General features: G+C 51.6%; 16 protein-coding genes. 2 read left to right on the top strand and 14 right to left on the bottom strand.

Translation table 11 applies throughout. The features are described 5' to 3' along the window. Nucleotides 1-4: 4 nt before the first annotated feature. From H8S80_RS01695 to H8S80_RS01645, 11 genes are all read right to left on the bottom strand, one after another. Nucleotides 5-721: a transcriptional regulator gene (locus tag H8S80_RS01695; RefSeq protein WP_117632786.1), complete on the bottom strand. Its 717-nt coding sequence runs from the start codon at nucleotides 719-721 to the stop codon at nucleotides 5-7. Nucleotides 722-1,324: 603 nt separating this feature from the next. Beyond that, nucleotides 1,325-2,299: a 6-phosphofructokinase gene (pfkA, locus tag H8S80_RS01690; protein ID WP_002600619.1), complete on the bottom strand. Its 975-nt coding sequence runs from the start codon at nucleotides 2,297-2,299 to the stop codon at nucleotides 1,325-1,327. A 75-nt stretch (nucleotides 2,300-2,374) separates the two neighbouring features. Further along, nucleotides 2,375-5,857, bottom strand: coding sequence for a DNA polymerase III subunit alpha (locus H8S80_RS01685; protein WP_117632787.1), 3,483 nt, complete (start codon nucleotides 5,855-5,857; stop codon nucleotides 2,375-2,377). Nucleotides 5,858-6,067: 210 nt separating this feature from the next. After that, complete coding sequence (locus tag H8S80_RS01680; RefSeq protein WP_002600621.1) at nucleotides 6,068-6,322, bottom strand: HPr family phosphocarrier protein; 255 nt, start codon at nucleotides 6,320-6,322, stop codon at nucleotides 6,068-6,070. Between the two features lie 30 nt (nucleotides 6,323-6,352). Then, the gene (gene whiA / locus H8S80_RS01675; protein WP_002600622.1) at nucleotides 6,353-7,321 is read right to left on the bottom strand and encodes a DNA-binding protein WhiA; all 969 of its coding nucleotides are present in this window, start codon (nucleotides 7,319-7,321) and stop codon (nucleotides 6,353-6,355) included. Between the two features lie 6 nt (nucleotides 7,322-7,327). Next, the gene (gene rapZ / locus H8S80_RS01670) at nucleotides 7,328-8,206 is read right to left on the bottom strand and encodes an RNase adapter RapZ (RefSeq protein ID WP_002600623.1); all 879 of its coding nucleotides are present in this window, start codon (nucleotides 8,204-8,206) and stop codon (nucleotides 7,328-7,330) included. A 21-nt stretch (nucleotides 8,207-8,227) separates the two neighbouring features. Further along, a complete protein-coding gene (murB, locus tag H8S80_RS01665; RefSeq protein ID WP_117632788.1) occupies nucleotides 8,228-9,142 on the bottom strand; it encodes a UDP-N-acetylmuramate dehydrogenase in 915 nt (304 codons plus the stop codon). A gap of 8 nt (nucleotides 9,143-9,150) precedes the next feature. Continuing rightward, a complete protein-coding gene (hprK, locus tag H8S80_RS01660) occupies nucleotides 9,151-10,083 on the bottom strand; it encodes an HPr(Ser) kinase/phosphatase (protein WP_002600625.1) in 933 nt (310 codons plus the stop codon). A gap of 109 nt (nucleotides 10,084-10,192) precedes the next feature. Next, entirely contained in the window at nucleotides 10,193-12,070 is a 1,878-nt protein-coding gene (gene uvrC, locus H8S80_RS01655) for an excinuclease ABC subunit UvrC (protein ID WP_002600626.1), read from the bottom strand. A 7-nt stretch (nucleotides 12,071-12,077) separates the two neighbouring features. Beyond that, on the bottom strand, nucleotides 12,078-12,632 hold the full coding sequence (locus H8S80_RS01650; RefSeq protein WP_117632789.1) for a DUF1653 domain-containing protein: 555 nt from the start codon (nucleotides 12,630-12,632) through the stop codon (nucleotides 12,078-12,080). Nucleotides 12,633-12,676: 44 nt separating this feature from the next. Then, nucleotides 12,677-14,206 carry a putative glycoside hydrolase gene (locus tag H8S80_RS01645; protein ID WP_117632799.1) on the bottom strand — a complete coding sequence of 510 codons (1,530 nt, stop codon included), beginning with the start codon at nucleotides 14,204-14,206 and terminating at the stop codon, nucleotides 12,677-12,679. 209 nt (nucleotides 14,207-14,415) lie between these two features. Here H8S80_RS01645 and H8S80_RS01640 point away from each other — a divergent pair, with 209 nt between their 5' ends. After that, nucleotides 14,416-14,616, top strand: a complete 201-nt coding sequence (locus tag H8S80_RS01640; RefSeq protein ID WP_002600629.1) for a helix-turn-helix transcriptional regulator — start codon at nucleotides 14,416-14,418, stop codon at nucleotides 14,614-14,616. Further along, a complete protein-coding gene (locus H8S80_RS01635) occupies nucleotides 14,613-15,074 on the top strand; it encodes a DUF6773 family protein (RefSeq protein WP_117632790.1) in 462 nt (153 codons plus the stop codon). The genes H8S80_RS01640 and H8S80_RS01635 overlap by 4 nt, the downstream gene beginning before the upstream one ends. Nucleotides 15,075-15,149: 75 nt before the next feature. On the opposite strand, the gene H8S80_RS01630 is transcribed toward H8S80_RS01635, so the two are convergent. From H8S80_RS01630 to H8S80_RS01620, 3 genes are all read right to left on the bottom strand, one after another. After that, nucleotides 15,150-17,234 (bottom strand): sodium-translocating pyrophosphatase, encoded by a 2,085-nt coding sequence (locus H8S80_RS01630; RefSeq protein WP_110321086.1) that lies wholly within the window; start codon nucleotides 17,232-17,234, stop codon nucleotides 15,150-15,152. Between the two features lie 208 nt (nucleotides 17,235-17,442). Beyond that, complete coding sequence (gene map, locus H8S80_RS01625) at nucleotides 17,443-18,315, bottom strand: type I methionyl aminopeptidase (protein ID WP_002600632.1); 873 nt, start codon at nucleotides 18,313-18,315, stop codon at nucleotides 17,443-17,445. A 68-nt stretch (nucleotides 18,316-18,383) separates the two neighbouring features. Continuing rightward, on the bottom strand, nucleotides 18,384-19,598 hold the full coding sequence (locus H8S80_RS01620) for an efflux RND transporter periplasmic adaptor subunit (RefSeq protein WP_117632791.1): 1,215 nt from the start codon (nucleotides 19,596-19,598) through the stop codon (nucleotides 18,384-18,386). Nucleotides 19,599-19,603 lie beyond the last annotated feature (5 nt).

Genomic DNA, 19,603 nt, shown 5'->3' with positions numbered 1-19,603 from the left:
TTCTTCATCCTCGCATATCAACAGACCATTTTTCCCTGTCTTTTTCAAAGACCAGGTATTGTGCCTTCAGCATATTCCCAAGTCCATCTTCCTGTTCCTGCTGCTCTTCGAAGCGTCTCCAGATCCGGAGTCCAGCCTCTCCATATTTTTCACGGTTTAATATCCCCATGTTGCACGCCTTTAAAACTGCGTAGCCAGCCCAGGCCCTTCCGTTATTCAGATGCGCTTCCGCACTTTGTACTTCCGTGTTTTGAACTTCTGCCAGCATTCCCTGGCGGACTGCCTGCTTAAACAAATCACACAACGCCCTGTAGTATTCATAGATTTCCATCGACATCCGATCAATTGTATCAATCAGTGCGGCAGCCTCCTGACCTGACCACGCCTCTTTTCTCTCAAAAAACGCCGCGATCTCTCCATAGTGGGCTTTCTTATTAAATAAAGTATCATACTCCGCATAAAAAGGCATGGCCGTCTCACTTATCACTTCTTCCCCACTTACCAGCCGGTTAAACACAAGATCTGCGGCATTCCGGTATTCCTGTTTCCCAGTCTGCCTCAGTGCAAACAGATATGCTTCGGCTTCCCTCCCGGAGAGAAGGTTTTTGCCCGCCGGCAGACCGGTCCTGTTGATTCGTTCCAGAACACGATCCCCATACCCGGCTGCGCCCGTTGCCTGGTACATCTGCATCAAACCGGACAGCTCATAGATATCTTCCATGATTTTACATCTCCTCATCGTTCATTCCCGCGGCATAACAGGGCTCAACTCATATTCTATGCCCAATTATGTAATCGCTTACATCTCTATTTTTTATTTCAATTCAATAAAATAACTGCATTTTTAGTTTATCATTATTACCAAATGCTGTCAATGTGTAAGCGCTTACGCACGAAAATAAATTACAAATACCTTTTTTGCAGCAAAGATACCTGCTGCCGTGCCAGTCTCCTCTGTTTCATTTTCCTTTTCTCACCTCTTTTAATTCCTCTTTCGATTCCATCATTTACAAGCATCTGCCGTAATCTCTGCGAATGCCTGAAGCAGACGGTATTTTCTATTGAAACTCAATAACACTCTATAACAAATCAGGAAACATCGTCAGAATCGACGCAGGAAAACCAGATGCCGGACGGCACTATGATCCGTGAATACGGAACAGAATTCTGAATATCCCGCAAGCCCATTTTCAATCAAAAAGGAGAACCCCCGCCGCCTCCATACACCAAACACCGTGTATCGTCTGCGGGAATTCTCCCAAACCCTTTTACCCGATTCTACTAATCCTACAGTCCGCCGACCGGCAAACCTATGCTCCGCAGATTACCGAACCAGCATTCTGCTGATCTGATACTGATCCTCCGGAATATCCTTGTGCATATTCAGTGCTTCCTGAATATCGAAATCTACGTATTCGCCGTGCTTGTAAGCCACGATACGGTTGCTTTCGCCCTTGCAGAGAAGCTCAACCGCCTTCGCACCCATGATGGAAGCGTAAACTCTGTCCTTGCAGGTAGGCGCGCCGCCACGCTGCATGTGGCCCAGAATCGTTGCTCTCGTCTCAATGCCGGTTGCCGCCTCGATTCTCTTCGCCATGGAAGAAGAATGGCCGATGCCCTCCGCGTTGATGATGATATGATGCTTCTTGCCGCGTTTTCTGTTCTCGATAATGCGGTTAATCAGCGCCTGCTCGTCGCCGTCGTAACGCTCCGGAAGAAGAATATCCTCCGCTCCGTTGGCGAAGCCGCACCACAGGGCAATGTAACCGGCGTTGCGTCCCATAACCTCGATGATACTGCAGCGCTCATGGGAAGTAGATGTATCACGCACCTTGTCGATGGCCTCCATCGCCGTGTTCACAGCAGTATCAAAGCCGATGGTGTAATCGGTACATGCGATATCCAGATCGATGGTTCCCGGAAGTCCTATGGTATTAATTCCAAGTGCGGAAAGCTTTCCCGCTCCGCGGAAGGAACCGTCACCGCCGATTACCACCAGGCCGTCAATCCCATGCTTCTTACAGATATCGGCGCCCTTTTTCTGGCCCTCAGCCGTTGTGAACTCCTGGCATCTGGCTGTATAGAGAATCGTACCGCCGCGGTGAATAATGTCCGACACGCTGGTACTCGTCATATCAACAATTTCTTCCTGCAGAAGGCCCGCGTATCCTCTCATGATGCCCTTTACTTCTAATCCTTTATGGATAGCCGTCCTGACAACCGCACGGATTGCCGCATTCATACCCGGTGCGTCACCGCCGCTGGTTAATACGCCGATAGTCTTTACTTGTTTTGCCATAGTAACTTCCTCCTGTTTCTGAACATCTTTTATTGTAAACTGTCTTCGTTCTTACCAAATCATACAAATTGTATTCTAATTCATTTTCCTTATCTTTTCAACTGTTTTTTCTACAACCTTGACATTTTTTTCACCAAGTTTTTCAGTCAAAACAGAGACAAGTTCATTGGAAGCACTTACATTTCTATTGGCCGGTAAAACCTTTTTCGCCCGCTCCTTTTCCAGATAAATGATCACGGTGTCATTTCCTTCCGACTCTTTCAGTTCTGAAAGGATTTCGGCCTCTCTGGCCATGTAAACGTCTTTGTCGGGGAACTTCAGCCACAGCTCCTTTGGAAGGCTCTGGAAGGGGATTACGCGCTCACAGATGACCTTTCCCACCGGATCGTCACCGATGGAAGCGCGGCCCTGGATAAAGACCTTGGCGTCCTCCACAAACAGCTCCCTTTTGCTCTCATAATCCTTTGGAAATACGATTACCTCCACAGATCCGACTAAATCCTCCAGCGTGAGAAACGCCATCAGCTTGTTGTTTCTTGTCGTCTTCACCGTCTTCCCTGTGATCATGCCGCCGATGGTCACATACGTGCCATCCTGGACACGGGCCGCTTCCGTCTCCTCATCCACTATGAAATCTATGGTAACCGCGGTGATATTATTCCTCCAGGTGGCCTCATAGGCCTCCAGCGGGTGGCCGCTTACGTAGATTCCCAGCGCCTCCTTCTCAAAGGCCAGAAGCTCCTCCTTCGGAAATTCTCCCACATTGGGGAAGGTAATCTGGTACCGTGTCTTCTCTTCCTCGCTGGCAATGTCGAACAGCGTCAGCTGCCCCTCCATGGAGTTCTTCTTCTCCTTGCTCCTCTGGTCCAGAAGCTCCGGCGCCACCAGGACCTTCTGCTTCCTGGTTCCGGGAAGGGTATCCAGTGCACCCGACTTGATGAAGTTCTCCAGCGTCCTCTTGTTGACCTCCTTATTGCTCATGCGGTCCACAAAGTCCTCGATGGAGGTGAAGAGCCCGTTGCTCTCCCGCTCTGAGACGATCAGCTCCACGACGGATTTGCCGACGCTCTTGATCGCCGAGAGTCCGTAGCGGATCGCGCCTCCGGAAACCGAGAAGCCGCTCTCCCCTTCATTAATATCCGGCGGAAGGATGGAGATCCCCATCTGCCGGCAGCTTAAAATGTATTCCGATACCTTGGTCACATTATCCATGACCGAGGTCAGCAGGGCTGCCATATATTCCTGCGGATAGTAGTATTTTAAGAAAGCGGTCTGATAAGAAACCACGGCATAAGCCGCCGCGTGGGACTTATTAAATGCATACTTTGCAAAATCAATCATCTCATCGTAGATATGATTGGCAATCTTCTCATCGATCCCGTTGGCTATACAGCCCATAACGCCCTCTTCCGGATTTCCGTAAACGAAATTCTGGCGTTCCTTTTCCATGACCGATGTCTTCTTTTTCGACATGGCTCTTCGAACCAGGTCACTCCGGCCCATGGTATATCCGGCCAGATCCCGCACGATCTGCATAACCTGTTCCTGGTAGACGATACAGCCGTAGGTCGGGCTTAAGATCGGTTCCATCTGAGGGCAGTCATACGTCGCGGACGAGGGATCATTCTTTCCCTTTAAGTATTTGGGAATGAAATCCATAGGGCCCGGACGATAGAGGGAAATACCGGCAATGATGTCCTCAAGGCTCTGAGGCTTTAACTCCTTCATGAAGCTCTTCATCCCCGAACTCTCCAGCTGGAACACGCCGTCATCCTTTCCTGTTCCGATGGATTCCAGCACCGCCTTGTCGTCGTAATCGATATAATCCATATCGAGCGCCACGCCGCGGTTCTTCTCCACAGCCTTCACTGCATTCTGAATAACGGTCAGCGTCCGGAGTCCCAGGAAATCCATCTTCAGAAGCCCCAGTTCCTCCAGCGTGGTCATGGTGAACTGTGTCGTGATCGTGCCGTCAGCCGCCTTTGAAAGCGGCACATACTCGTCTACCGAGGTACGGCTGATAACGACTCCGGCCGCATGCATGGAGGTATGCCTTGGCAGGCCTTCAAGACGCATGGACATGTCGATTAAATATTTGACCTCCGGGTCCTCATTATAGGCATTTCTTAAATCCGGGCTCTGTTTTAGCGCCTTCTCCAGAGTCATTCCCAGATCACCAGGTATCATCTTCGCAATGGCGTCGCATCTGGCGTAAGGCATGTCCAGAACACGTCCGACGTCGCGCACCACGCCCTTTGCCGCCAGCGTACCGAAGGTGACGATCTGCACAACCTGGTCCTTGCCGTATTTCCTAACCACATAATCGATGACTTCCTGACGCCGCTCGAAGCAGAAGTCCACGTCGATATCGGGCATGGAAACACGCTCCGGGTTCAGAAAACGCTCAAACAGCAGATTATACCGGATAGGATCGATATTGGTAATTCCCAGACAGTACGATACGATGCTTCCGGCCGCGGACCCACGCCCCGGACCCACGATGATGTCCTGGGATCTGGCATAATGGATGAAATCCCATACGATCAGGAAGTAATCCACGTATCCCATGGTATGGATCACGTCCAGCTCATACTCCAGTCTGGCCTTCAGCGTGCCGTCGTCGTCAGGGTAATGCTTCGCCAGTCCGTCGAAACAGAGCTTGTTCAAATATCCCCAGGAGTCGTAGCCCTCCGGCACATCGTACCGGGGCAGCTTCGTCACGCCGAACTCGATCTCCACGTTGCAGCGCTCGGCGATATCGTGTGTGTTGTCGATCGCTTCGGCAGCATAGGAGAAGAGTTTTCTCATCTCCTCCTCGGTCTTGCAGTAGTACTGGCCGCCTTCATACCTCATGCGGTTTTCATCGGTTACCTTCTTACCGGTCTGAATACACAGAAGGATATCGTGCGGTGTGGCATCCTCCGCAAATGTATAATGAATATCATTGGTCGCAACCAGCTTGATGCCGGTCTCCCTGCTCATGCGCAGTAATCCCTGGTTCACCGTGTGCTGCGCCGGGATTCCATGATCCTGCAGTTCCAGGAAAAAATTCCCTTCCCCAAAAATCTGCTGGTAGCGGAGCGCCGCATTCTTTCCCTGCTCGTACATACCGCGCTCGATATAGCGCTGTACCTCGCCGGCCAGACAGGCGCTGAGAGCGATGATGCCCTCATGGTACGTCTCCAGCACTTCATAATCAACACGGGGTTTATAATAAAATCCATCGACGAAGCCCTTGGACACGATCTTCATCAGGTTCTGATAACCCTGGTTGTTCTCGGCCAACAGCACCAGATGATAGTAGCGGTCCTCCCCGTTCGTGGTTTCTCTGTCAAATCTGGAACCGGCCGTCACATATACCTCGCATCCGATGATGGGTTTGATTCCCACCTCTCTGGCCGCCCGGTAGAAATCGATCACGCCGTACATGACGCCATGGTCCGTGATAGCCATGCTGTCCATGCCCAGCTCTTTTGCCCTCGCCGTCAGCTCCTTAATCTTACAGGAGCCGTCTAAAAGGCTGTATTCCGTATGGACGTGTAAATGTGTAAATGCCACGTTTCTAGTCTCCTTTGTTTTATCTCTTATATCTCGTCAAAATTATTTTAACATATCCTATTCGTTTATTATAGCATATTTTTTATTTACGCGCGGGATTTTTCGTTCAGTGGAAATATAACCAAAAACAGACATGAATCTCCGCGGCCTTTTTTCGCGGAATCATTCATGCCTGTTTCCCTTTTCCCATTTGGAGCGTGTGAACACGCTCTAGTTGTTGCTCAAATATTTTTCAATATCGGTAACGGCCTGGTTTTCGTCTGCACCATCAGCAGAAATAGTAACCTGCTCTCCGGCTGCAAGACCCAGGGTCATCATACCCATAATGCTCTTTGCATTTACTTTCTTGGACTCGATCTCCACGTAAATACTGCTTTCATACTGGCTGGCTACCTGTACAAGCATGGCTACCGGCCTGGCCTCTAATCCTGATGCAAGTTCGACGGTGACTGTTTTTTTTACCATAATTATCCTCCTCATTCCTGTGAACGGACCCTATTCCATTCTGCTGCGTTCGCTCCTGTCCCGCAGTTGCTCTGCTATATCGCAGAGTTTCCTAAGTCGGTGGTTTACTCCTGATTTTCCAACAGGAGGGTCCAGAGCTTCCCCAAGCTCTTTTAATGTTGCTTCCGGTCTTTCTACCCGCTCGCGAGCAATTTCTTCCAAATTCTCCGGCAGGTTTTCCAGGCCTATTGTATCTCTGATATATTCTATATCCTCTATCTGCTTCACAGCAGCTGATACCGTTTTGTTGATGTTGGCGGTTTCACAGTTTACCTGACGGTTTACGCTGTTGCGCATGTCCTTCAGAATTCTGATATTCTCCAGCTCCATCAGTGCTACCGGCGCCTCCATCACGTTTAAAATATCGACGATCTGACTGCCTTCCTTGATGTACACGATATAGTAACGTTTTCTCTTAACAATCTTCGCCTCTAAGTCAAAGGCGGCAATGATTCCCTGAAGCTGCTTCGCCTTCTCCTCTGTTGCACATACGATCTCAAAATGATAGAATTTCTCGGGATCACTTAAGGACCCCGATGCCAGAAACGCCCCGCGGATAAATGCGCGCCTGCAGCATGACTGCTGGATCACCACATTCTGAACCACATTTAAATTTTCCCCCACCTCTCCATGCTCGTCAAGGAGCTTTGCGGCATGAAGCACCCGGAGGGCATCCTCATGCTCCCGGATAGTCACCGTGTATGTACGGTTTTTATTTAAATAGGCGTTCCTTCTAATAGAGACATCAGTAACTATATTAAATGTTTTTTTCAATAATGTAAAGTACTTTCTTGCAACTGCCACATTTTCCGTGTGGATTTTAATGGCATAATGGTCCTCTTCCGAGATTATGATCTTTCCACAAAGGCTGATGATCGCTGCAATTTCGGCAATCTGGCAGTGCCTCGCCGGGCTTAACTGCCTGGAAAGTTCGTCTTTTACTTTGGAGGAAAATGACATGGCAGCTCATTCCTTTTTTCTTTTATTATCCTTATCAATGTCACGGTGCTCAATCTTTAAGCCAAATTCCCCGTGGGCTTTCAGCTTCCCGTAGACCGCCTTCGCGATGGTCACCGAGCGGTGCTTCCCTCCGGTACATCCAACCGCAATAACCAGCTGGTTCTTTCCCTCTAATACGTAGCCCGGAATCAGAAATTCCAGCATATCGTAAAGTTTATCCAGGAAAATGGCCGCTGTCCCGTTCTGCATCACGTATTCCCGCACTTCCCTGTCCTCGCCCGTCTTCGGACGCAGTTCGTCCACATAATACGGATTCGGAAGGAATCTGACGTCAAAGACGAGATCTGCATCAGAAGGAATTCCGTATTTGAAGCCAAAGGACAGAATCGTGATGTACAGATTGTTATAGCTTTCATTTGCCATAAAGATCTTTTCCAGCTCTGCCTTCAGTTCCTTTGTCAGCAGCTTGCTGGTATCTATGATATAATCCGCCTCTTCCTTTAAAAATGCCAGTTTGAGGCGTTCCTTCTCGATACCGCTGTCAATCCGGCCCTCTCCCGCAAGGGGATGGATCCGTCTCGACTCCTTATACCGCTTAATCAGTGTCTCACTGCCTGCATCCAGGAAGAGGATCTCATACGGGACCCTGCTCCTGGACCATTCATCAAAGATCCGGTTAAGTGCAGACAGTTCATCCCCGCTGCGGATATCGATCCCCAGCGCGGCATCCTTAATACCGCCCTGATTGCTCAGGGTCAGCTCGGCAAATTTTTCCACCAGAGGAATAGGAAGGTTATCCACACAGTAGAACCCCATGTCCTCCAGCATCTTCAGCGCACTTGTCTTACCGGCGCCTGACATGCCTGTCACAATTACCAGTCTCACAAAAAGTCTCCTCTACGCCGTTTAAAATCGTCCCAGCGTCTTTACTTCCATCTCCAGTTCCACTCCGGAATGTTCTTTTACTCTTCTCTTCACATCCTGACAGAGCGTCATAATATCCGAAGCCGTGGCATGGTCTCTGTTAATCACAAAACCGCAGTGCTTCCCGGAAACCTCCGCGCCGCCCACACGGTATCCTGCAAGGCCCGCCTCTTCGATCAGTTTCCCCGCAAAATTGCCGGCCGGCCGCTTAAATGTGCTCCCGGCACTGGGAAACTCCAAAGGCTGCCTGCTCTTTCGCCTGCCCGCCAGATCATCCATATACGCCTTGATCTCATCCTTGTCGCCTGGCTTTAAGCGATACCGCGCTTCCAGCACAATATAATGGTTAGCAGGAATGCAGCTGGTCCGGTAGCCCAGCTCCAGCTCCGGCAGAGAGAGTACCTTTTCCTCGCCTTCCATGGTCATAACCCGGACTGATTCCAGGATCTCCTTCGTCTCGGAACCGTAGGCGCCCGCATTCATCACGACGGCTCCGCCCACCGTACCAGGGATTCCGGCTGCAAATTCAAAGCCTGTGAGCCCGGCCTCCAATGCCGCCTTCCCCACCCGGGAAAGGGATGCTCCCGCACCAGCCGCGATCTCACACCGGTCACTGTCCACACGGCATCCGGAAAATCCGGCTGTCATGGATATGACCACACCATCGAAACCGCCGTCTCCCACAAGCAGATTGCTTCCATTTCCGAGAATGCAGTACGGTACCTCTTCTCTCCGGCACAGCCGGATCACTTCTCCCAGTTCGCGCGCGTCCGCCGGACTTACGTAGTAGGCCGCGGGACCGCCGGCGCGAAAGGTCGTGTGTCTGCTCATTTTCTCTTCCGTCTTCACATGGCTGCTATCTGACACTTCCAGCAGTTTCTCATAAAACATCGTCATGAAACACCTCAATCATCCTGTTTTCTTGACAGGTTTGCCTGGACGCGGTTGTATAATTCCTGTGCCGCGTTGTACCCCATCTTCTTCTGTCTGTAGTTGACAGCCGCCGACTCCACGATGATGGCGAGATTCCGTCCCGGACGGACAGGGATGGAATGGCAGACCACACGGTTTCCCAGGAACTCCGTATACTGGTCTTCCAGTCCCAGTCTGTCGTACTCTTTATCCTTATCCCAGTCCTCCAGCTTGATCACCATGTCGATGGCCTGGGTGTCCTTTACGCTCTCCACACCGAACAGCGTCTTCACATCGATAATACCGATACCTCTCAGCTCGATAAAATGTCTTGTAATTTCCGGAGCGCTTCCGATCAGAGTCTCATCGCTGACCTTTCTGATCTCCACCACGTCATCCGTTACGAGACGATGGCCCCTCTTTATGAGCTCCAGAGCCGCCTCACTCTTACCGATTCCGCTCTCGCCCATAATCAGGACGCCTTCGCCGAATACGTCCACTAAAACGCCATGGATGCTGATGCATGGAGCCAGTTTTACCTTCAGCCACCGGATGATCTCCGCCATCAGATCGGAGGTCGTCTGCTCCGAAACAAGGCAGGGCACGCCGTAATGGTCGCACAGTGCGATCATATCCTCATCAGGATCCTGGTTTCTCGAATAAACCAGACACGGAATCTGACTGGACAGAAGCTTGTCATACATCTCCACCTTGCGGTCATGTTCCATCTGTCGGATGTACTCCTGCTCCACATAGCCGATAATCTGGACCCTCTCATTATCGAAATGGTCAAAAAAACCTGCCAGCTGCAGCGCCGGACGATTGACATCCGGATGGCTCAGCACGATTTTCTCCGCATCGATCTCCGGTGTCATGTTCCGGAGGTTCATTTTTTCAATTAACTCTGTAATCGCAACTCCATGCATGGTCTCATGCTCCTTTTCCATCTGTTTTTCTCATACTAACACAGATTTCGTGTTTTGAAAAGAGATAAGGGGAGGAAATTCCTCAATCCTCATCTAATGAACTGCAATTCTAATGAAAGAAGTCATAGACGCTCTGAGCCGATTTGGCATTCATGCCCGGTGTGGCCGTCAGGGACTCTATGGACGCTTCTTTTATGGCTTCGATATCCTTGAAATGACGCATCAGCGCCTTGCGGCGGGTGGGGCCAATGTCGGGGATATCGTCCAGGATGGAATGGACCTGGCCTTTGCTGCGGAGGCTGCGGTGGTATTCGATAGCAAAGCGGTGGGCCTCATCCTGGACACGGGTGATCAGCTTGAAGCCTTCGGAACGCTTGTCGATGGGAATCTCCACATTGTTGTAGTATAAACCGCGCGTTCTGTGGTTGTCGTCCTTTACCATGCCGCAGACAGGGATGGAAAGCTTCAGCTCATCGAGTACCTCCAGGGCGATATTGACCTGGCCGCGGCCGCCGTCCATCATGAGTAAGTCCGGGAATTTTGTGAAGCTGCCGAACTCCTCGTCCACGCCCTTTTCCTTTAAAGAAGCGGCTTCATCGAGACCGTGGGAAAAGCGGCGCGTAAGGACCTCACGCATGGAGGCGTAGTCGTTGGCGCCTTTGACCCATTTGATCTTGAATTTGCGGTAATCATTCCGCTTGGGCTTGCCATCCTCATAAACAATCATAGAGCCTACCGATTCGAAACCGCTGATATTGGATATATCGAAGGCCTCGATCCTGTGGACTCCGGTTATGCCGAGCCAGCCGCAGACCTCGTTCATGGCGCCGATGGTCCGCAGCTCCTCGCGTTTGATCTTCTCTTTATCCTGGGAAAGGACCAGGGCCGCGTTGCGTTCCGCAAGCTCTACCAAGCGCTCCTTCTCCCCCTTCTGAGGGACGACAAGCTTCACCTTCTGGCCGCGTTTGGCGCTGAGCCACTCTCTGATGATCTCGCTGTCCTCAAGCTCTGTCTGAACCCAGAGCTCCCTTGGGACGAACGGCGTGCCGGCGTAAAACTGCTTGACGAAGCTGGTCAGGATCTGCCTGTCATCCTCTGCCGTGGCAATGGTAACGTGGTAATGCTCCCGGCCGATCAGACGGCCTTCCCTTACGAAGAAGACCTGGACTACCGCGTCCTTGTCGTCCTTCGCCATGGCGATGATATCGCGGTCCTCCATACTGCTGCTGGTGATCTTCTGTTTCTGGGCCACCGCCCTGACGCTGGTCAGCAAATCCCGGTATTCGATGGCTTTTTCGAAATCCATCTCGTCCGACGCCGTCTGCATCTTTTCCTCCAGCATGGAGATGACCGGATCGTATTTGCCGCCCAGAAAATCAAGGGCCTGACTGATGGCCCTTCCGTACTCTTCTTTATTAATGTATCCCTGGCAGGGCGCCGAGCACTGCTTGATGTGGTAATTTAAGCAGGGGCGGTCCTTGCCGATATCCTTCGGCAGATTGCGGTTGCAGGTACGGATCTTGTACAGCTTATGGATCAGATCAATCGTATCCTTAACCGCTCCTGCGCTGGTGTATGGCCCAAAATACTTACTTTTGTCCTTTTTCATGTCCCTGGAAAATAATACCCGGGGAAAATCCTCGTAGACCGTCACCTTGATATACGGATACGTCTTGTCGTCCTTCAGCATCGTATTGTATCTGGGACGATGTTCCTTGATTAAATTGCACTCCAGAACCAGGGCTTCCAGCTCCGAATCCGTTATGATATACTCGAACCTGGCGATCCGGGAAACCATCTGCTCAATCTTTGACGTCTTATTCCTGCTGCTCTGGAAATACTGCCGGACCCTGTTCTTTAAGCTGATGGCCTTTCCCACATAGATGATCTCATCCCTTTTATCGTGCATGATGTAGACCCCAGGCTGGGCGGGCAGTTTCTTTAGTTCTTCTTCTATATTAAATCCATTGTATCCGGATTGCTCCACGTATTTGTCACCTCAGTCTCGCTCCATCGTATTTCGCCTGCATCTCCAGATAATTGACGGCGGCGCGGTACATGCCTTCCCGTGTACCCGTTCCGCTTCCGATATCCAAGGATTCGCAGACAGCCGCAAGCTCCTCCTCGGAAAATATCTCACGGCGTTCTTTTAAAACTTCCAGCTTTTCATAATACGTCTCCGCGTCTAAAAAAGCAAGAAGAATTTTACTGGAAACAGCTGTTTCTTCTTCGGCTTCCTGCGATGCGACGCCTTCGGCTTCCTCAGTCTCCGTCCATGCCGCATGTTCCACGCTCGTTTCTCCTGCCGCCTCTTCTTTAAGTTCCACCCGTTCAAACCGGTATTTCTGCTTCACCTCCGGATATTTCTCATGGTCCACTTCGCTGATGAACATGGACAGCGGCCGCACATACGTCCCAAATGTGCCGTACAGCGCCTGGTAAACCACCATCTTCTCTCCTGTCTCGGAATGTTCGGCTACGGTGATGATCTGATACAGCTTATTCTTAAAATGCCTGTAACATTCTCCTGGTTTTGGTATTCTGCCCATATGCGTTTCCTTTCCTGATTTTCTGTCATGTGCGCAGTACCGCGCTATTCTCCTGCCCCGCCTGTCGTGACGATCACAACATTGGGCTTGCTTCTCTTCTCTCCCTGCGCCGCTGTCTCCGGCTGGGCGGAAGCGGCCCGATCTGTGGCCTCTGTTTCCGGGTCTTCGCTGGTCTGCAGTTCTTCGCTGGCGGATGTCTCATCCACCGGCGCCTCTGTCTCCTCCATCGAGGTTTCTTCAGAAGGCTGTCCCTCCTGCGGAAGCGTCTCCTCGGGTGCCGGTGCCGTTTCCGGCTTCGCCGCTTCTGTCGGCGGCGCTACCGTCGTTTCCGGAGGCAGGGCCGCTCTCGATTCGGCAATCTTCTGATCCTCCTGGCTGGCTTCTTCCGGCGAGAGAAGGCCATCCCACGTATATTTGTTGGATGCGCTCCAAAGGATCCATTCATCGTATCCGGCGTCATAGACAGCCTGAATCTGGGCCCTCACCTCGGCGGGGCCGTATTTGATGTAATGCTGTAAATAGGAAGCGGTGAAATCCTGGAGCCACGGGCGCACGATGGCATGGTCCTCCCCTGCCGCCGTCACAATGGCCAGATCCTGCTTCGATTTCATCAATGCCGCATGGATCGTATCGTAGGGCTGGGTATCCGGATGCTCGATTCCGAAATTACCATCGCCGTAATGGGACGGATAAATCATCGGGCAGATATAGTCTAAATGCCTGGCCATATCATTATACACCTGGCCCACCGCATCCGCATCAATCTTACTTCCGATAATGGTGCCGAAAACATCAGCCGAAACGAAGATGCCCTCCGCCGACAGCTTGTCGTAGGCATACGTAATAAACTCCGTGATGATGTCCGTCTTGGAGCGTCCCTTCGTATCCGCCTCGTCAAATGCGACCTGCTTCATGGTGCTGTCCGTGGCAAACCGGATATAATCAAACTGTATCTCGTCAAACCCGGCCTTCGCCGCCTGTGTGCCCACTTCCACCAGATAGTCCCAGACCTCCTGGCGGTAGGGATTGACCCAGGCCAGCCCCTTATTGTCGCGGTGAAGGCTGCCATCCGCGTTCTTTAAGCTCCACTCCGGCTTCTTCTCAGCCAGATAAGGATCGCGGAAAGCCACGACCCGGGCGATGGTATAGATGCCCCGGGCCTTTAAATCCGCCATGAGCGCTCCGATATCCCGGATATACCGCTCCGATGCGCCGATCTCATTGACCGTAGGCGCATCATCCATGGAAAATGTAATTCTTCCGTCGTCATTCTTCACATCGATGACCACCGCGTTAATCTCCGTCTGGCCGATCTTGTCAAGAATCGCCTGAAAGCCTTCTGATCCCGCCATATATCCGGAAATGTAGACGCCCTTCACCCGAACCCGTTCCTTCTGCGGTTCTGCCGGCTCTGTCTCCTGCTGGACTTCCAGCGTCTCCTCCGTGGTTTCTCCGCCCATACTCTCTGTTTCTGTTGTCTCATCCGTTTCCGGCAAGTCGGATACCTGCTTATATTTGCTGCATCCCGTCACCGCCAGCGTACAGACAAGTACTGCCAAAAGCCATTTTTTCATATTATTCCCGTTCACTTTCCTGATGGTTTTATGGTATTCTCCTGTAACATTTATTTAATATTTTACCACATTTTGTAAAATTTACAAACGTGTTTTCGTTTTGCCATCTTAATCATTCATTTTGTAAATTATATTTGACATTTAGTCTTTTTTAGTGTACTATGTAGGTATGAAACGAACATAAAGCAGGAACTGGAGGTGGATTTTTATTGAAGAACAAACGGATGAAAATTGCCCGTGTGGAACACGATTTATCACAGGAGCAGTTAGGGGAACGGGTTGGCGTCACGCGGCAGACCATCAGCATGATCGAATCCGGGAACTATAACCCGACACTGAATCTCTGTATCGCAATCTGTAAAGAACTGGACAGGACACTGGACGAATTATTTTGGGAGGTATCAGAATGAAATCACTGTTTAAGAAACGAATCGTAGATGAACGAATGGAACTTCAAAGTCTCAGGAATGCCAGAAAGAGCTGGAATTTTCTTCTCCTTGCAACCGGTTTCTGCCTTTTGGCGGAACTTCACTTACTCCGATGGGAGCTGAAATACATAGTACCGCAGGCTGTCGTCGTCCTTGCCGCGTCTGTTTATAATTTATTTCTGGATGCCAGAGACGGCAACATTTATACTGCGGAAAATGCGAATCGCAAAAAGCTGTTTCTGCTCTACGCCATCAGCTCCCTGGCAGCGTCACTGATTATCGCCTACAGCTTTTACGTCCGCTATTCCCTCGCGACAGCAGTCATCTCTTTCCTTCTTTTATTCTTTTTCATGTTTGGGCTTATGTATCTGGTGGATTCTCTTTGCTTCCGTATCGGGAAAAAAAGAGCGTTTAAGGACTCCGAAGAGGAAGAAGAGTAACCCGGCATACAGAAGGAGAAGGCAGACGCCTTCTCCTTCTATTTCATAACCGTTCCTCCACCGCCGTTCTGAAAGCTACAGCAGATGCACCGCCACAATCAATCCTGCAAATACAATGGATACCATGGAGGTAAGTTTAATCAGAATATTAATGGATGGCCCTGACGTATCCTTAAACGGATCGCCGACCGTATCTCCCACGACCGCGGCCTTATGCTGGTCGCTTCCTTTTCCGCCGTGGGCTCCGCTCTCAATATATTTCTTCGCATTATCCCATGCTCCGCCGGAGTTGGCCATCATGACCGCCAGGACGAAGCCGGTCACGGTATTGCCGGCCAGCAGGCCTGCGACACCATTCACCCCCAGCAAAAGCCCGACAACGATAGGAATGATCACTGCGATCAGAGCCGGCGCCAGCATCAGCTTCTGTGCCGATTTCGTGCACATATCCACACAGGCGGCGTAATCCGGTTCCGCCTTTCCCTCCATCAGCCCTTTGATCTCCTTAAACTGCCGGCGCACCTCGACCACGATAGACTGAGCGGCCTTTCCCACCGCGTCCATGGTCAGGGCGGCGAATAAAAACGGAAGCATGCCGCCGATGAACAGGCCGATTAGGACCGTCGGATTTGTGATGGTCAGATTCAGCGCAATATCCGGATTCAACTGTTTGACCTTGTCAATATAAGATGCAATCAGCGCCAGTGCCGTCAGCGCAGCTGAGCCGATGGCAAATCCCTTTCCGGTGGCCGCCGTCGTATTTCCCAGAGAATCCAGGGCATCCGTCCGGTTTCTGACCTCAGGAGGCATATGAGTCATCTCCGCGATTCCTCCCGCATTATCGGCGATTGGTCCATACGCGTCGGTTGCCAGCGTGATTCCCAGCGTCGAAAGCATGCCGACCGCAGAGACTCCGACACCGTAAAGTCCCATGTTAAAATCAGCGTTTCCGCCCGAACAGTAATAGCTGATCAGCACCGACACACCGACGATGATCACCGGAGCTACCGTAGAAAGCATGCCGAGAGACAGTCCGCTGATGATCACCGTGGCCGCTCCCGTCTCACTGGACGAGGCCAGATCTCTCGTCGGCCGGTACGAATCCGACGTAAAATATTCCGTGATCGCACCGATCAGAACACCGGCGACAAGACCTGACAGCACCGCCGCATAGATCCCGATATGTTCCGGAAGCAGGAGGCGGATAATCACATAGGCCCCCGCCACCACCAGAACAGCGCTGATATACGTTCCCAGCCGCAGCGCCTTTAAAAGATTCTTCTGTGAAGCATCCTCCTTTGTCTTTACGAAGAAGGTGCCGATAATCGATGCGATGACGCCGAATGCCGCCAGCATCATGGGAACGGCCACGCCCTTCACACCAAAGCCGGCCGCAACCGCCAGCGCTGCGGTAGACACGATCGAGCCTACATACGATTCATACAAATCTGCGCCCATACCAGCCACATCGCCTACGTTGTCGCCTACGTTATCCGCGATAACAGCAGGATTACGGGGATCATCCTCCGGAATACCCGCCTCTACCTTACCAACCAGATCGGCTCCCACATCGGCCGCCTTCGTGAAAATACCGCCGCCCACACGGGCAAACAGCGCCATACTGGAGGCGCCCATTCCGAAGGTCAGCATATTGGCCGTAATCTGTGTGATCCGTTCCGTCTCCGGAAGCGAATGGAACACGGTATTCAGGATAAAATACCAGATCGTCAGATCGAGAAGTCCCAGCCCCACCACGGTAAAGCCCATAACAGAGCCTGCCGAGAAAGCCACTTTGAGGCCCTTGTTCAGGCTGCGGGAAGCCCCCTCCGCCGTCCTGCAGTTTGCCATCGTCGCTGTCCGCATTCCGATAAACCCTGACAAACCGGAGAAAAAGCCGCCCGTTAAAAATGCAAACGGTGTAAAATAACTCAAAAACCCGCCAAACGCCATACACAGCAATATGATGAAAACGACAGCAAAGAAAATGCCGACGCCCAGATACTGCCGTCTTAAATAGGCGCCGGCACCTTTCCTGACCGCAGTAGAGATTTTAATCATCCCAGCGCTGCCCTCCGGCTGTCCCTTCACCCGGACAAACATACAGGCAGCATAAATCAGAGCGGCTATGGAACCAATTGCTACGACATACATAACATTCATGGTACCCCTCCTTGTAATAACATTTTGTTGAAATTGTTTAGTTTCAATTTCATTATAGTTCTTTATATGGGCGGATTCAACAAATATGCATGAATTTTTTCAACACCTTAACGGACAGAAGCCCGGCGGGAAACCGGAGTGGAACTACATCTTCCACATCCTGCTTCCCGCCGGGCTTCTCCCTGCATATGCCGGCTCAAAAAAACTCTTAATAAGTGAGCACCTCCGGCCCCTCTTCCGTGATCAGCACCGTGTACTCCCACTGTGCCGACAGGCTTCCGTCTTCTGTATAGATGGTCCAGCCGTCTTCCTCGTCCTGAACCACATCGGGCCGTCCCGCATTTACCATCGGTTCAATGGTAAAGATCATGCCGGGAACCAGAAGCATATCCGTTCCCCGCTCTCCGATATGGCTGACCCACGGTTCCTCATGGAAATCATTCCCCACGCCGTGGCCGCCGATCTCACGCACTACCGTAAAACCATTTGCATAAATGTACTCGGATATGGCAGCTCCTATGTCGCCCAGATGGCCCCAGGCCCGGGCTTCCTTAAGCGCTAAGTCCACGCTCTCTTTCGTCACGCGTACCAGCTTCTCCGCCTCCGGCGACACGTTTCCGATGCAGTACATTCTGGAGGCGTCTCCGTAATAACCGTCTAAGATCGTCGTCACATCCACGTTGATGATGTCACCCTCCTTCAGGATCCGGTTCGGATCGGGAATGCCGTGGCAGACCACCTCATTGACGGAAGTGCAGACGCTCTTCGGGTAGCCTTCAAAATTAAGGGGAGCCGGGATGCCGCCCATCTTTATCGTATTTTCATGGACCAGGGTGTTGATATCCTCTGTGCTGATGCCCGGACGTATGAACGAATCCACCAGATCGAGGATCTTCGTATTCACCTCGCCGGCCTTTCTGATTCCCTCGATCTCCGCCGGGGTCTTGATCATGTAATGCTCCGGCACCAGATCGCCCATAATACCGTAATTTTCAATCTTTCTGTCGAACGCCAGATGGCAGTTCTTATACTTCTTTCCGCTGCCGCACCAGCAGGCGTCATTTCTTCCTAACTTTAACATCGCTAATTCCTCCATCTTCTCTACAACGTTTTATCACGTTTTCTCTCCGTTGTAAAGAGCGCTCCCGATTATTCTTTTAAGACGGCTTTTACCCGGCCGTTCTTCTCTACATTATCATTATATGGGTCGGAGGCCACGATATCCCCATCTTCCAGTCCGGAAATAATTTCTACCCGGCCTCCCTCTCTTCTTCCGGTTTCCACGGGCTTTAATACCGCTTTCCCATTCTGTATGAGATAGACGGCGCTTCCATTCTCTGCCGGTATTACGGCCGCCGCGGGTACGGAAAAGACCTCCGGGGCGGTCACGACGTGAAAGGATACATCCGCCGTCTGGCCTGCTCCCGCGTGCTCCGGAAGTGCTGCGGGCTTTAACTCTACGGTACACCGGTTCTCTTCCAGGCCGATGGAAGACATCTGTTTCTCGGCGGTCTTTGCAATAAAGCTCACCTCGGCTTCCCCCTCGCTCCCGTCGGCGTAAATGACTTTCGCCTTAAGCCCGGGTGTCAGGGCGGCTGCGTCCTCCGACAGAACGGAGGCGGAAAGCTTCATGCTGTCCGGTCGGTAGATCTTCACTACCGGCTGGTTGGGCGACAGATAGGCGCCTTCCTCCGTGTACACCTCCCACAGGACGCCGTCGTAGGGCATCTTTACCGCACCGGGATTCACGGTATCATCGAGAAGGGCCAGCTGCCTTTCGAAGGAAGCAATCTGCTCCTGGGAATGCGCCTTCTGCTCCTCAGAATTATCTTCCTTCGCCTGTGCGTATTTCTGGTAAGTCAGATCCAGCTGGGTCTTTAAGGAATCCAGGTCCGACTGGGCGATGAAGCCGCCCTGCTGCGCCAGCACCACCCCGTTGTCGTAATTCTTCTTTGCAAGGCGGTACTCGCTTTCCGCCGCCTTAAGGGCCGCCGCTGCCGAACCATTGGAACCGTAGAGACGGTCGTACTCCTGACGGGCCGCGCTTAACTGCTGCTTAAACTGCTCTCTCTGAATGTCCAGCGTCGTCTGGGAGGCAGTATCCGTCTTTAAAAGGATCTCCCCCTCCTTGACCTCCATTCCCGGCAAATACGGGATTTCCGAGACATTGCCCGCGGTAACGGAATTAAGCACCATGCCTGATACGGGTAGAATGGAGGCCGAAACGGTAAACTGACTCTCCAGGTTTCCTTTTACCGCCTGCTCTGCGGAAGCTTCCACGGGTTTTAAGAGCACCGCCGCATACGCGCCGATACTGATCACGGCAATGGCCGCAAGAAATATCCATTTCACTTTTCTTTTCATCCTGC

It is taken from the genome of Hungatella sp. L36, from assembly GCF_014288035.1.
This window is presented reverse-complemented; position numbering and strand designations above follow the sequence as displayed.

Bases quoted from the DNA above. Each gene is read 5' to 3' on its own strand.
- H8S80_RS01695 (WP_117632786.1), bottom strand. From the start codon at position 721: ATGGAAGATATCTATGAGCTGTCCGGTTTGATGCAGATGTACCAGGCA.
- pfkA (WP_002600619.1), bottom strand. From the start codon at position 2,299: ATGGCAAAACAAGTAAAGACTATCGGCGTATTAACCAGCGGCGGTGAC.
- H8S80_RS01680 (WP_002600621.1), bottom strand. From the start codon at position 6,322: ATGGTAAAAAAAACAGTCACCGTCGAACTTGCATCAGGATTAGAGGCC.
- whiA (WP_002600622.1), bottom strand. From the start codon at position 7,321: ATGTCATTTTCCTCCAAAGTAAAAGACGAACTTTCCAGGCAGTTAAGC.
- murB (WP_117632788.1), bottom strand. From the start codon at position 9,142: ATGACGATGTTTTATGAGAAACTGCTGGAAGTGTCAGATAGCAGCCAT.
- hprK (WP_002600625.1), bottom strand. From the start codon at position 10,083: ATGCATGGAGTTGCGATTACAGAGTTAATTGAAAAAATGAACCTCCGG.
- H8S80_RS01650 (WP_117632789.1), bottom strand. From the start codon at position 12,632: ATGGGCAGAATACCAAAACCAGGAGAATGTTACAGGCATTTTAAGAAT.
- H8S80_RS01645 (WP_117632799.1), bottom strand. From the start codon at position 14,206: ATGAAAAAATGGCTTTTGGCAGTACTTGTCTGTACGCTGGCGGTGACG.
- H8S80_RS01635 (WP_117632790.1), top strand. From the start codon at position 14,613: ATGAAATCACTGTTTAAGAAACGAATCGTAGATGAACGAATGGAACTT.
- H8S80_RS01630 (WP_110321086.1), bottom strand. From the start codon at position 17,234: ATGAATGTTATGTATGTCGTAGCAATTGGTTCCATAGCCGCTCTGATT.
- map (WP_002600632.1), bottom strand. From the start codon at position 18,315: ATGTTAAAGTTAGGAAGAAATGACGCCTGCTGGTGCGGCAGCGGAAAG.
- H8S80_RS01620 (WP_117632791.1), bottom strand. From the start codon at position 19,598: ATGAAAAGAAAAGTGAAATGGATATTTCTTGCGGCCATTGCCGTGATC.